Genomic DNA, 14,970 nt, shown 5'->3' on the forward strand with positions numbered 1-14,970 from the left:
TTAATTATTATCTTTCAATATCTCATCATAGAAATCATACAAGCACTTTCTCACAAAGCCCTGCTCAAATCTTGATGCAATCATCTCTCTTGCATTACCAGCCATTTTATCACGAGCAATGTTATCACTCACCATATTCAACATTGCCTCATATAGTGCATCAGCATTCTTCGACGGAACAATAACACCGTTTTCGCCTTGACGAATAATCTCTCGCGAACCATTTATATCAGTCACAACTGACGGTAGCCCCATAGCACCAGCTTCAATCACTGTATTAGGGAATCCCTCTCGATAACTTGGAAACACGAAGCAATCCGATGCTGCAAAATAGGATAATAATTCTTCACCATATTTCGGACCGACGAATTCAATTGCAGGATTTCTTTTAATAATGCCACGAGCATCATCTGATATCGGGTCAAGATTATCTTCAAAACTTCCTACCAATATCAATCTTGCTTGAACAGACTTGGACAGCTTATCCATAGCCTGACATAACTCGTTGATTCCCTTATCTCGTACAATACGCCCTACAAATACGAACGTAAATACATCTTTCTTTATCTCTGCAGCAAGTTTCATGACTTCAGAACGTCTAGAATAGAAATCCAAATCCACTCCTCGAACATTTCCATAACCAAGTACTTTCAGTGGCTTCTGTGTGATGCCATTGTTAAGCAAATCATTTTTCACGCCCTCACCTTCGGGTATAATATGTGTAGCACATGCACAGGTTAACCAATCTGTAGCCATCAGGATTCTACGTTTCAGACCTGTAGCAGTAGGAAAAACTAGACCTGTAAATGTATGCACTCTAACTGGTATTCCTGCAATCCAAGCTGCCATCATACATAGTAATCCTGCCTTTGGTGTCATCGAATGTACCATTGTCGGCTTTTCATTTCTGAAAACCTTAACAAGACGGCATAAAGAAATAAGATCGCTCTTTAATGATATACGACGAGCCATAGGCACCGCTATAGCCCTTACACCTTCTCGCTCAGCCACTCTCTCAAGAGCTTCTCCAGGCGATGACACCCCTACAATTTCATATTTCTCCGACAACTCCTGAAGCATTCCTTTACAAAAGGTATCCAGAGATTCAGGCACCGTCGTTGTTCGAATTATCTTTATCATTAAACTTTCGTCACTATTTTACTTAATATATAATTATAATTAGTAATAGAGTCCTTAGCCAGTTGTTCGTTGCGTCTTCGTATCATCCTATCATCACATCGAATTATATGCAAAAAGACAGCAGCAATAGACGAAACCAGGATCTTACATATGAGCTGAAGAAAATGGCCTCTATTATCTATATAACATCTCTTTCCCCAAGAATAATGGAGAAGTAATCTTTGGCGTTTTAAATATGTTTTCAATCTGAATATCAAAGGTTCACGATAGAAAAGTACAGGTTCGAGGACATCTGCAAACACAGAATTTTTGAAGCTACGAATCCACAAATCCATATCTTCACAACCTGATAGACTTTCATCATATTGCCAGTTTCTAAACCATTCAGTTTTACCAGCTACTGTTGGATGAATAAAGCGAGATGACATAAACAAATCATCAAAACTCCATATACGACTTGCCCGCCCACGCAAACCAAGGATATTGTTATTCTCATCTATCACTATCGCAGGTGCTCCTACGACATCAACATCAGGGTGCTCTTGCAAAAATTTCACCTGCCTTTCAAGCCGATCAGGGAACATCAAATCATCACCATCCATTCTGATAAGATAATGTCCTGATGCTAAATTTATAAGCTGATTCAGACGACAAGCAATTCCTTTATTATATCCATCCTTATATAATTTTATTCTGATATCAGAAAAACTCTCGATAATATTAGTCGTATCATCAGTACTCCCATCATCAAAAATAAGCAATTCAAAATCAGTAAACGTCTGATTAATCACTGAACATATCGTATACTGAATTGTTTTCTCACAATTATATGCGGGAATAACAACTGATACCAATGGTCTATTTTCCATATTCGCTAGTTTAACAACGATTTAAGTGTCAATGCAGCATTTACTAATAAGAAAAGCCCTATAGCACGTAAAACATATCTCTGAGGATGTTGATTATTAAGATAACCATTTAACACTGGATATAAAAGAAGAAATGGTATCATAAACCAACTTAAATATGCGAAACGATCCGTAAATGGCATTCTAATCAACAATAACCATAAAGAGTTAACCAAAAGATAAGCTCTATATATTGTATTATACAAAGGCAAATCTTTAACTAAATTCTTCATATTATATTTGGCAAACAATGCAGGTACTAAAGAGTAAAGAACGAAGTCCAACCTAAAACCGACATTGTATGAGTTCTGAATACCATCATTATTTACATATTCTTCTGCACGAGCATCTAAACCACCCAATAACATCATGATGTCTGATATAACAGATGTAGTTGCCGATATTACAAAAAACAGGATCCAGATGCCTTCACACCAGCGTTCTTTCTTTATAACATATCTCGCACACAGATATCCACAAATAGGAATTAGCATCGGCATATTACAGCCAACAGCTACTATTGCGAATAAAAGTTGCCCCCACCGATTTTCCGAGCAAAATGAGAACAACAGCAATGCCAAGCCAAAACCTGCGCGAATAGTATTACTACCATAACTGACAAATCCCATACAGCTAACCACACAAAGCACAAAGAAGCCTGCATAATGTTCAGGAAAATACTTCTTAGAAAAAACAAAATAGGCTATACAATAAATAAAAGAATAAAACAGCCAATAAATTATCTCATTTTTTACAAAAAAAGAACTGAGGAATATCTGTAATTGCCCCCAGAACAATTCTCGAGTATATGATCCATAATAATTCTCAGCATCCAAATAACTCTCCAAATACAAGGGTTTATCAGGTCCTTCAACAAAAATGAAGGAAAGCATATAAAAAAACAGAATTATCAATCCTCCCCATAAATGAAAAACAACAAGTTTATCCTCGTCTCGTTCTGTTGTTGAGATGAGGAAAATATACCCAAATGGAAGCAATATAAAAAGTAGACCCAGCAAGTTCATACTTTAAGAGGCTTTGTTTTACCAAAGATTATCATCTTCAACGAGCTTTTATCTTGATATGGAATTTGTATGGATTTCAAACCACTACATTTGTATCGGCAGAAATAAAGAAAATTCATAACAACGCGTGGCAATAAATTACGCAATTTGAGTTTTATCTTGGAATCTGTTTTAAGCCATGAACCCAAGAAGCAATGTGAACAATAACTTTCTGAGTATCTAACAGAGCCTATATAATCTCTACTATTAAAGAAACTATAATCAAAAACGTTTAACACTTTTACTTGATCCGAGAAGTCATCTTTCTTTGCTATTCTTTTAAACGAATACAAATGTCCTAACTGACGCCTAAATACTATAGGTAACGCGCATATATCCATATTACCATCGTTCATAATAAAAGGACGCTCCCGATATCTATTAAGAACAGTCTCTATCCATGGCAATCCAGCTTCACATCCTATAACAGCTGGTTCAAACAGATGTACAAAATCCTCCCCTATAAAATAGGGAAGTGCCAATAAATCATCAAAACTTTTATATACAAATATATCAGAGTCTAAATAAATACCACCATAGTGATACAAAGCATATAAACGTATATAATCTGCTGCAAAAGCATATTTTTTACATTCAAAAGCTTGCTTAGTCCATAGAACAGAATTAACATCAAATCGTTTAGTATCCCAAAGTATAATTTCATAATCTGGCAGATGAAGTTTCCAACTCTCAATACACTTTTTTATCATCGGAGGATATTCATCACCCGAAAGCCAGCAAAAATGAATAATTTTAGGAATCATATTATAGAGTTTGAATTATTTATTGCAGCCTTAAGTGCTTGCAAATAACTATATTTCCTGTTTTCATCAGGTTCCATATACGCACTTTCGCCCCATTCATTCCATGCAGTCAAAAAGATATAATCTTTATTCTGTTCCTTTGAAATTGAAATCAACTGAATTAAATATTTCTCAAATTTCTCAGGACTACCTCCTATCAATATCCTAGAATGCTTACGTCCTCTACGCGGAGAATCGTCATAATCCACAAATGCTCCATGGAATAAATTGGGATTCTTGTTCCTCTTTGCAGACTTTAACAAATTGAGCCACACACTATCGTAATCATATACTATTACTTCCTCTGAAGATTCGGTATTAATATTTAAAATCCTTAACAAACGGTTATACACCCTTCTAAAAAAACAAGGATTAGCCCATGCTGCATGATGGGGTTCATAATTATACTGATACGAATTGCTAGGGAAAGACCTATATGAATCATATTTAAAAACGAAACACATGCCGTCAAAACCATCTTCCCTTGCTAAAGCATCCCAATAATTACACATCCGTTCAATCTCTTTTGAATGCCATATTATACCAAAAACAGGTTTATTATCCTTTTTCTCATAATTTTTAGAGATGAAATGGCTTCTAACATATTCATAATGCTTTCTCCAATCAGATTCTTTTCCCAATATATATGGAATAAGAATTTGAGGACCTTTTTTGTTCACAGAATCCTCATCAGCAATTGGTGCCCAATCATTACCAATAACGTTACTCCAACTTCGTTTCCAATTACAATTATCCCAGATAAAAAAATACTTAGTGTTTATTCTCGTAGAATCCCTCATGATTTCTGCAGGCCTGGTCAATAAGTTTTTTTCATTATTAAACCAATAATGATAAACGCCAAAACCATAGACCCCATAATCTGAAGCTACTTTTGATTGCCATTCCACACTTTCCACTAACGACAAATCATAATAATTGCCATTATATGGCACCCTCGGCTGCTGATGCCCCTCAAACAATGGCACAGCATTTTTTACAGTTACCCAATCAGTAAAATCCTTTCCCCAAAATTCATCATTCTCAGGAATACAATGAAACTGAGGAAGATACATCGCAAAAATCTTCGTATTCTTATTCATCATTCAAATTCTTTTTTATTCTGGCGGGAACACCAGCAACAATACAATTACTCGGGACATTTCCTGTTACAACAGCATTTGCAGCTACAATTACATTATCTCCTATCTGTACACCAGATAATATAGTTGCCTTGTCCCCTATCCAAACATTGTTACCTATGGTTATCTCACCCTTTGACATCAATTTTCTTTCAGAAGGAGGCACTTGAGATTCCTCTATACTCAATCCACCATGACTATTATCACCGATATATACATAGCGCCCCGTTAGCAACCCATCACCAATCTTTATACTATTACATGCAGTTATCTGATTGTACTCACCTATTCGGCAATTATCACCAATTTCAATCGAAGGGGAAAAAAACTGTTCTCTATATTTTGTCCAACATCCCAAAACACTATGGGCTTGTATTATGGTATTCTCACCTATCATGACACGTTTTTGTCCTCCTCCCTGCAAACAACAAGGATATTGAATTAAGCTATTTCTGCCAAAATGTCCAATGAAATTACGAATCCAAGCAGAATATATCTTATCTCTCAGTACTTCCATCCGAGTATTGCAACTATATGTATATATTCTGCTAACCGCGAACATTAACTTCAAAAGAATAATATCGACAACGTTTCTCATGTCAAACTACATTTTTTACCATTAATAATTGCATCATAAGCATCTAACAACTGTCGTTTAATTCTCTCATCATCATGTCTATCTCTGGCAAGAGCAAAAGAATTCCTTGACATTATTTCCATTCGTTCCTTATTTGTTCCAAGTTGGACAATAGCATCTGCCATTTGCCAAGGATCATTTGCAGGTACAAGTATACCATCAATTCCATCACGCACTAATGTTGAAATACCTCCTACATTTGTTGATATAATAGGAACACCTAAGCACTGAGCTTCACAAATAGAGTTTGGACTATTCTCAATATATGCAGTATGAACATACAAGGTCGAAGAGCATAGAAGATCCGTCAATTCTTCAGAGTCTTTAAAGCCAAGAAGATTAATATGACAATTCTCAAATTTAACTCCTTCTTTATTTTCAACCAACTGCTTGAGAGATAGATTCATTGAACCAACTACATTCCATTCAAAATCAACACCTAACTTTGTAAGGATGCACGCAACTTTCAGCATCATATCAGGTCCCTTCCAAAAAGTACTACATCCAGTTGATATAAGTCGAATTTTACTACTACCTTTCAAATGCCATTGCTTATTACCTGTTATAAACAAAGGTCGTAAAGCCTCCTCCACATGAAAGTATCTACGTTCAGGATGCATAACTCTTGAAAGTGAACAATCCCATTGAGTACGCCCCATATAATTTTTAACACATTTCCATGTGCGTCTCTCCCATTGTTCCCAATTTTTACGATTCCGTTTGTCTCTCCACAGTTCAAGCAACTTTCTCGGGCTCCACCAATACTGCCAAAGAACATCCATAAATGAATAACCAGGTGGGAATGCAGCATTGTTATATGGAACAATCGCACCCATTATATGAATGACAACAGGAATATCCGTATAAATAGCAATTTGACCAAAAGGCCACTCTGTTCCAAAGACTTGAATTAAATCAGGGTTATATTTTTTCACAATTGAGCATGCATCCGGCAGCATTTTCTCAACATATACATCCCAATACTTCCGAAAAAATCTTTCCCCAAATGACCATCGAGCTAAAACCGGAACATATGTAACCCCATCTATTACCTTAACCTCAGAATGTTTTTCCGAAATAAAAGCAATAATAAGCTCTGTATTAGGTATCGTCCTAACAATTCTCTCCAAAGAATCTTGCCAGCAACCTATAGGGGCACCTCCTGCAACATAAGCAGAAGGCTCTGTCACTTCGAACCAAAGGAGTTTCATATCACTATTATTTCAAAACAAAAGCTCTTCTAATAGGAAAAAGAATCCTGCAAATTCTCATTTTCATCCGCAATAAAAAAAAATGTATCAGAGATACGTTCCACATCCGAAACAATTCCATCTTTACACGAAATGGTATTTCATTTAAAGAAAGAATTAAATAAAGATTATCTTGTTTACACCTTTCAAATTGTAGCCTATTAAGATACCCATTTTTTAAAAGTCTATCGTATATAGATTTCATCTCATAAAACTCCAATCCGCTCTTAATGACTTTACTTGTAGTATTACAATGCAACCTATAATTATTACATATTGAACTAGAATAACTAACATTTCCTTGCTCTGCAATATTAATCCAAAATAACCAATCGCCAGCTCCCTTATAATTCATATACTCCTTATCTATTCCAAGAGCTGCTTCCTTACTAAAAATAGCACAACTTGCATTTTGGATTTCATTAGAATAAGCCAAATAGTTTCTTATAAACTCTTTGCCATCCATCGACAAATCAGATGTCACATTTTTCATCTGCTGATTATCTCTTAGTTTCTCTCCTCTTTCATCAATCAATTCTGAATGACAGAATGTCAAAACAGATTCAGTAAGAACATAAAGCGATACTAAGGTTTCCAGAAAGCATCGAGAACAAGTGTCATCACTCTCCGCTATCCATATTACATCCCCAGACGCTTCTTTAATTCCTTGCTCCCACTGTATAAAAGGGGAGCCGCTATTTATATCATTAATTAGGATTTTAGAAACCCTCGGATAGGACTGGTATTTTTCAATTATCTCAAGACTATTATCTGTCGAGTGATCATCAAGAATAATAACCTCATAATTCTGATATGTTTGATTAAATATGCTCTCCATCCTTTCCGGAAGATATTGAGCATAGTTATAATTGGGAACAATAACACTTACAAAAGGTAATTTTTCCATACTATATTTATTATCATTTTGAGTCATTAATTTTACATTTTCTCAAACGCACCCATTGTATTTTTATATTTATAAAAAGCGGGATTAAACAAATTGAGCAATCTTACTAAAATACCCCCAAAAATACCATACCAACGATACAATTGCAAAGTTAGATACAAATACCGATAATAAAAATTAATATTATTCAACGATTTCCTTGCATAGGTTAGAGCTTTTTGGTTACTTTCCAAATAAGTTTTACTTAGCGGTTTCTCATTCTGGGAAATAGAGGTTTCACTAAATCTATAACAAACAGTGTCTTCATCCAAGAAACTGAAACTATATCCATAATTAAGCAACTTCACCCAAAATGGCCAATCTTCAAGTAAAGGAATCTCTTCATTATAGCCGTCAACATTTTCCCAAACAATTCTTTTAAAAAAAGCAGAGGCAGCAGGCAGGAAATTTTGTGTAGACAATATTATACGAAATTGTAAATTACTAAAAGAATCAAAATAGCGTTTCACATTAGAATAAGGCCAATTTCTTGCAGCCACAATATTACCAAATCCTATGACCTTCGAAAATACAACACTCGCTTCTGGGTGTTCCAAAACAAAACTGACATTATCAGAGATGCAATTAGGTAATAACTTATCATCTGCAGCTAAAGGTTTAATCCATTCGCCTTCTGCAGCGTATACGGCTCTATTCAAATTCGCAGCCGTTCCTGTATTGAAAGAAAAGCTGATAACCTGCGATTTTACAAATCTTGCAATATTATTATTTATCCATTCTTTACATATACTTACAGTATTATCCTTCGAATCATCATCACTAATAATCAATTCAATATTATTATATGTTTGCAATTTTATACTTTCCAATGTCTCTAAAACCGTATTTGAAGAATTATATGTAATCACAACAACAGAAACCAACGGCTCACTTTTTTTACAAATATGCTCCATACGAAACATGCTTAAAACTTCATATTTACTTGAACTTACATTCCCTAATAAAAATAGGAAGTCTACTAATAAAAGGTAGAATCATCCACTCGCAGATTTTCTGATATATAACACATAGCCAAAATGTTACAAACATCACCAATCCACAAAGAAGCAAATAAAGAAAATATGTATTATTATTCAATAAATAATTATCAATTTTGACAAGTATACTATAAGCAGGATCTGTTACCTGAATAATATATACAGCAAGAGTGCCTCCAGCAATCCAGTTTATGATACCGTTATGCCAGTCTTTATACAAAAATGGGATAAAAGTGCATATAGATGATAATATAACTATAGGATTTGAGTAAGCAAAAGCACATTCCATGCCACAAAAATACATGAAACATATAATTGACGTAGCTATTACATATCCATAAAACCAATACTTCTTTGGCAAGACAAGTAAAGTATCTTTATAAAGAGCAATACATCTTGCCACCATATACATTATAACAAAGTGAATAATGGAATATCCCTTATTAAAACCAAAATATTCTATTCCACGCACTGTTCCAAACCAAAGTTCAATACCAATAAAAAGTAAAGTCCACGGTAGCACCTCACACCCATATTTTTCAACAAAAGAATTAAGTACTGGGGAAAAGAACGTCAACATCAAATAGCCTTGTATAAAATAGCCAGCATTTGATATGACTAGGAATTTTCCAATCAAAGTCCTACAAGAAAAACCATCCCCCAATAATATTCCTACAACATAAAATGGCACATTTATTAACATCAATATCATACATAACTTCAATACCGATATTAATTTCAGACGAAGACCGAAATAGCCTGTGATAATAAGGAACATATTTACACATATACATGTAGATGCTTCGATTATCATCTGCCCAATTCTAAAAAGTGTAGGGTTATCGTAATCAAATTTCTCTGGCATTCCAACAAACCAACCATTAAAATGGACAAAAAGTACGGCAATCGTCGCAATAATCCGATATAGCTCTATGGAAGAATTACGTGATTGTACAAAAGACTTTTGAAGTTGCATAATTCTTCCCATTCATCTAAACAGATTTATCAACTCTACGACTTGAGCAGCCTCATCGATTGTAATAGTTGGCCCTATAGGCAAACTAAGTTCTTCATCAGCCAAACGTTCTGTAATAGGCAGATTTAACTGGGGGTTGTTCCAGCCTTCTTTTGCATAGCACTCCTGTTTATGAGGCGCGATAGGATAATGACACACTGTTCCAACGCCATTCTGATCCAAATAATCATGCAACGCATCACGTTTGCCATTACTTACCAAAATCGGGAACAAATGATATGCATTCTGCTCATCAGGTAACAAGTCTGGAAGTGTAATCAAAGGATTATCAATATGATCATAGTAATAATGAGCGACTTTCTTACGATGCTGATTATCTTTTACCAGATACTTTAATTTCACATCAAGCACAGCAGCCTGGATTTCATCCAGTCGACTATTACGACCTGCATATTTAAAAACATACTTCTTCTGAGAGCCATAGTTTGCCAATGCACGAACAGCAGCTGCCAACTCTGGATCGTTAGTAGTCACAGCACCTGCATCACCAAGCGCACCAAGGTTTTTTCCGGGATAGAAACTATGACCAGCAGCATCACCAATAGAACCTGTCATTCGACCATCCAAAAACTTACATCCATGAGCCTGAGCATTGTCCTCTATCAGCTTGAGATTATACTTTTTGCAAAGGGCACCAATCTTCTCTGTATAAGAAATACGGCCATAAAGGTGAACAATTGCAATGGCCTTTGTCTTTGGAGTAATAAAACTCTCAATCAGATCGTCATCAATCTCCAAGGTATTTTTCTTAGGTTCACAAAACACTGGTTTTAAGTCATTCTCAGTAATAGCCAAGATGGTAGCTATATATGTATTGGCAGGAACAATCACCTCATCACCAGGCTGCATAACCCCCATCTCGATATATGCACGAAATATCCAAATAAGTGCATCCAAGCCATTGGCACATCCTATAGTATATTTCGTTCCGATGAACTCTGAATAATGATTTTCAAATTGTTCATTCTCCTTACCTTGAAGATACCAACCTCCATTAACAACACGGCTAACAGCCTCGTTAATCTCTACACCATGCAGAGCCGTTACATCTTTTAAACTTAAAAAAGGTACGTTCATAACTAAAAATCTACTTTTCTATAAAACCTTGCAGGATTTCCCATCCACAATTCACCAGCAGGCACATCCTTTGTTACAACAGAACCAGCTGCAATAAAAGCTCTTTCACCAATAGTAATACCTGGCAATATAGTTGAACCTGCACCTATCGAAGCGCCTTTACAAACTTTAGTTTCCAATTGTTTCCATTCAACATTCTTTGAACGAGGATACATATCATTAGTAAATGTTACATTAGCTCCTACCATCACATTATCTTCTAATGTTATGCCATCCCAAATTTGAACTCCACATTTAATGGTTACATTATTTCCAATCACAACCTCATTCTCTATTAAGCAATGTGAGCATATATTACAATTCTCTCCTATCTCACAATGAGGGAAGATAACACAAAACTGCCAGATATTTGTACTATCTGGTACACTTTTGTTCATACAATCAGCTAATTGATGTATCATCTGTTTCTAAAATCTATGAATTCATCATAATCGCGAATATAGTCATTGGCATCATATTTCTCAGATGCCAAAACCATAGCCACGGCACCAGAAGAAAAATCATCTAGATCACGCCAAATTCCAGGCTTCACATATAAGCCCTGATATGGTCTGTTTAGAGTAAAACTCCGTTTAACATTGCCATCATCTAAAGTTACTCTGAAGCTACCACTAGCAGCTACTATCAATTGACTCAGCTCTCTATGCGCATGAGAACCTCGAGATTCTCCACCGGGAACATCATATAAATAATAGACTCGTTTCACATCAAAAGGTACTGTGTTGCCATTTTGGACAACTGAAATATTCCCCCTTCTATCACTATGATGTTGATTAAGCTCTATTATTGTACAATCATAAACACTATATTTCTCCATTCTTTTTCATGTTTAAGAACTCATCATAATCACGAATATAATCGTTTGCATCATACACTGTAGATGAAAGCACTAATGCCAACGAGTTCGTAGAGAAATTTTCCATCTCACGCCATAGTCCTTTTGGCACATACAATCCATAATAGGACCTATTTAAGGTGAATACATTTTTATTTTGCCCATCGTCCAAAACTACATCGAAACTCCCAGACAAAGCTACTATAAACTCTTGATTCTCTCTATAAGCATGACCTCCACGGCACTCACCTCCTGGCACATCGTATAACCAATAAGTTCTTCTGATTTTAAAAGGGATATGTGTATCTTGCTCAATAAAAGACAAGTTTCCCCTCGAATCCAAAAACTTCGGTAATTCCATTATTTTAGGACTATCCATCATTATTCAATTATTTTAAGTATTTTTAGCACATCATCATCTACGATCTTAAAACACAAACAGCACACCATATATACAATTATTCCAATAATGCCCCCTCCAAATAATTGCAGCCAAACATTAGTAACGAAATGAAGGAATGTCGATACAGATAATACCATTATACATAGTGACAAAAATATATACCGCCAATCCTTTATTTGCCCCCAAGCTCCATATCCGAACATACGGCCAGGCAAATACGCATTTATAAAGAAGCAAATGAATGTTGATACGAAATCACCAATAACAATAGCCTCTACTCCAATTGGAATGGTAATAGCAAAAGTCACAAGAATTAAGGGTAATTTTGAAAAATCCAATTTCATAAACAAGTCCGATCGCCCTACAGCATTCAAAAGATTCATATTGATTGCAGAAAGAGGTGTAAACATTCTAGCTAAACATAACCACTGCATCAAAGCAACACAAGGAAGCCACTTTTCTGTCAACAGAATAATAACTATGGGTTTTGCCAACAATGCGATTAAAACCATAATCGGGAAAATAACCATTGCTGTGAAAAATAACGATTTCCGGTAGACAGAAACCAACTTTGTTACATCATTCTGCAATTCGCTGAGTACTGGAAAAGTAACATTTCCAATAACATCGTAGGATGTAGTAGAAATCAGTTCTGAAAATTGAGAAGCTCTAGTAAAAAAACCTAATTGTTGACTACGATAATATTTTCCGATGCAAATGGTGCTAATATTATTTAGTACTACAGAATAAACTCCCGTAACCATCAGTTTCGACCCAAACCCAAACAGATAACAAAAGGACTTCTTAGAAAATGTGAAAGAGGGTTTCCATTTAGAATATACTGGGAATAAAACAATCAAAACCAAGGTAGAACACAGACTTTGTCCAACTAATGCCCACACTCCACAGCCATAATAAGCCATAAAAACACCAATAAAACCACTGATGATTGTCGATATAACATTAATCTGGGCAAGAGATTTAAAGTCAACCTTTGCCATCAGTTTAGCTCTTTGTACAATGTTAAAAGAACCTAAAATAAAATTTAGAGAAAGAATACGTGTCAAATCAACCAATATTGGCTCACCATAAAAAATCGCTATCCATGGAGCTGCTGCAAACATTATCCAATATATCCCAATGGACATACCTACATTTGCAACAAATGCTGTTGAATAATCTATATCTTGACAATTTTGGCGTTGAATAAGGGCTTTTGCCAGTCCTCCTTCAATAAATACACTAGAAATGGATATAAAGACAGACAGCATCCCCATCAAACCATAGTCTGATGGAGATAACAAACGAGCCAAAATTATACCAATAAAAAAAGAAGCCCCGCGTATTAGAACCTTTTCAATGAAATTCCAAGCTACGCCATGCAAAAGTTGTGAACGAACAGATTCTGCCATTAAATTCGGTACAATATCTGATTATCTATACTATCCAATATATCATTAACAATATTCTGAGAAGGAGAACCTTTTGGCATCAGAACTTCACTGATAAACTTTGTACGTTTCTCTTTCATAGAATCCTCCCCGCTTATTACATCTTGTATAAAACTTTCAATATCATCTGCATTACGAGCCATATAATGATAATCAAGACAACTAAGGCCAAATTTATTATGTAAAGTATTCAAATCTATTCCATTCAAAGTTCGTAAAACGGGTTTATTTAGATATAAATACTCCGCGATGAAAGAACCACTATCATGAATCATCGCATCACTCGACAAAAAGAGATCAACATAATCCCCCTCTACCACAACAGCATTTGGCATATTTGACCACTCTTCATAATATCTATCCGTTTTTTTCTGTCCCCATATTTCATTCAACTTGTTTCGCAACACAGGGTGTGGTTTAAAAGCAAATTGTACTTTATCTCGATACTTTCGTGCAAGCTCTATCATAGTGTCATAATATAACATAAATGAAGCATACTTATAAGTATCAGAATCAAGAACACTATGATGAGGAGCCCAAATAATGCGTTTTAATTTATTATCTTTAACCTTCCAATCTGTTCCTTTACAGATTGTCTGATTATAAATAAAGCATTCAATACCAGGATATCCAGTCACCACAACATTCCTTCCATGATTCCTTGAATAATCCGTAGCCATAGATTTATGGATATCTGTCTCAAGATATCTTCTCCACACTACATTATGAAGGAACTCATTGTATGCAAGTACGTTATCTGCAGTATCATTAAAAAAATAGGGGACATACACTGTCAAGATTTCCTTAAAATTCGTGATATAATATCGATTATCGATAAGTCCCTTATATGGATTTGTATAGAAAATAATATCAGGTCTCAATTCTACATGCACATCAACATATGTTTTATTTTCTGTGTTATATGCAGGATATACCTTATACCCCTTCTTTTCAAAGAACCTATAGCATTGTATCATCCTTTTAACCATATTATCGTAGCCATAATTAACTATGGGGCATATCAATACTATCGGTTCAAATCTAGTACTTTTTTCCATCAAACGGTAGACTCCATCGTACTTCCAAGTTTCTTCAAAAGTTGCAAAGAAAACACAACGAATCTTTTTTTTATTTCTAAGATTCATCAATGCCTTCCTATGATAATATCTACAATAGAACAATTGCAGCATATTAATAATATCAGCATAATATGTTCTAAAATG

16 protein-coding genes are annotated in these 14,970 nt (G+C 35.2%); all 16 read right to left on the minus strand.

Annotated features, from left to right (window positions below):
* Positions 1-1,140, minus strand: coding sequence for a glycosyltransferase family 4 protein (locus tag T499_RS0110750; protein WP_033150980.1), 1,140 nt, complete (start codon positions 1,138-1,140; stop codon positions 1-3).
* Entirely contained in the window at positions 1,140-2,009 is an 870-nt protein-coding gene (locus tag T499_RS0110755) for a glycosyltransferase family 2 protein (RefSeq protein ID WP_052173656.1), read from the minus strand. Before T499_RS0110755 ends, T499_RS0110750 begins: the two co-directional genes overlap by 1 nt.
* A 5-nt stretch (positions 2,010-2,014) precedes the next feature.
* Complete coding sequence (locus tag T499_RS0110760; protein ID WP_033150981.1) at positions 2,015-3,073, minus strand: EpsG family protein; 1,059 nt, start codon at positions 3,071-3,073, stop codon at positions 2,015-2,017.
* On the minus strand, positions 3,070-3,876 hold the full coding sequence (locus T499_RS14290) for a glycosyltransferase family 32 protein (protein WP_084163117.1): 807 nt from the start codon (positions 3,874-3,876) through the stop codon (positions 3,070-3,072). Before T499_RS14290 ends, T499_RS0110760 begins: the two co-directional genes overlap by 4 nt.
* Positions 3,873-5,015, minus strand: a complete 1,143-nt coding sequence (locus tag T499_RS0110770; RefSeq protein ID WP_198021293.1) for a glycosyltransferase WbsX family protein — start codon at positions 5,013-5,015, stop codon at positions 3,873-3,875. The genes T499_RS14290 and T499_RS0110770 overlap by 4 nt, the downstream gene beginning before the upstream one ends.
* Complete coding sequence (locus T499_RS0110775; RefSeq protein ID WP_033151055.1) at positions 5,008-5,571, minus strand: acyltransferase; 564 nt, start codon at positions 5,569-5,571, stop codon at positions 5,008-5,010. Before T499_RS0110775 ends, T499_RS0110770 begins: the two co-directional genes overlap by 8 nt.
* Before the next feature lie 77 nt (positions 5,572-5,648).
* Positions 5,649-6,902, minus strand: coding sequence for a glycosyltransferase family 4 protein (locus T499_RS0110780; protein WP_033150983.1), 1,254 nt, complete (start codon positions 6,900-6,902; stop codon positions 5,649-5,651).
* Positions 6,903-6,909: 7 nt separating this feature from the next.
* A complete protein-coding gene (locus T499_RS0110785) occupies positions 6,910-7,848 on the minus strand; it encodes a glycosyltransferase family 2 protein (protein ID WP_198021294.1) in 939 nt (312 codons plus the stop codon).
* A 32-nt stretch (positions 7,849-7,880) separates the two neighbouring features.
* Positions 7,881-8,801 carry a glycosyltransferase gene (locus T499_RS0110790; protein ID WP_198021295.1) on the minus strand — a complete coding sequence of 307 codons (921 nt, stop codon included), beginning with the start codon at positions 8,799-8,801 and terminating at the stop codon, positions 7,881-7,883.
* Positions 8,802-8,826: 25 nt separating this feature from the next.
* Entirely contained in the window at positions 8,827-9,873 is a 1,047-nt protein-coding gene (locus tag T499_RS0110795; protein ID WP_033150984.1) for a hypothetical protein, read from the minus strand.
* Positions 9,874-10,998 carry a DegT/DnrJ/EryC1/StrS family aminotransferase gene (locus tag T499_RS0110800; RefSeq protein WP_033150985.1) on the minus strand — a complete coding sequence of 375 codons (1,125 nt, stop codon included), beginning with the start codon at positions 10,996-10,998 and terminating at the stop codon, positions 9,874-9,876.
* A 2-nt stretch (positions 10,999-11,000) separates the two neighbouring features.
* Positions 11,001-11,459 carry an acyltransferase gene (locus T499_RS0110805; protein WP_033150986.1) on the minus strand — a complete coding sequence of 153 codons (459 nt, stop codon included), beginning with the start codon at positions 11,457-11,459 and terminating at the stop codon, positions 11,001-11,003.
* Entirely contained in the window at positions 11,456-11,875 is a 420-nt protein-coding gene (locus T499_RS0110810; protein ID WP_033150987.1) for a sugar 3,4-ketoisomerase, read from the minus strand. The genes T499_RS0110805 and T499_RS0110810 overlap by 4 nt, the downstream gene beginning before the upstream one ends.
* A complete protein-coding gene (locus T499_RS0110815) occupies positions 11,862-12,275 on the minus strand; it encodes a sugar 3,4-ketoisomerase (protein WP_033150988.1) in 414 nt (137 codons plus the stop codon). Before T499_RS0110815 ends, T499_RS0110810 begins: the two co-directional genes overlap by 14 nt.
* The gene (locus T499_RS0110820) at positions 12,275-13,708 is read right to left on the minus strand and encodes a lipopolysaccharide biosynthesis protein (protein ID WP_033150989.1); all 1,434 of its coding nucleotides are present in this window, start codon (positions 13,706-13,708) and stop codon (positions 12,275-12,277) included. Before T499_RS0110820 ends, T499_RS0110815 begins: the two co-directional genes overlap by 1 nt.
* Positions 13,708-14,892 carry a CDP-glycerol glycerophosphotransferase family protein gene (locus tag T499_RS0110825; RefSeq protein WP_198021296.1) on the minus strand — a complete coding sequence of 395 codons (1,185 nt, stop codon included), beginning with the start codon at positions 14,890-14,892 and terminating at the stop codon, positions 13,708-13,710. The genes T499_RS0110820 and T499_RS0110825 overlap by 1 nt, the downstream gene beginning before the upstream one ends.
* Between the last annotated feature and the right edge of the window lie 78 nt (positions 14,893-14,970).

This window comes from Prevotella sp. RM4 (genome assembly GCF_000701965.1).
GTDB classification, from domain to species: domain Bacteria; phylum Bacteroidota; class Bacteroidia; order Bacteroidales; family Bacteroidaceae; genus Prevotella; species Prevotella ruminicola.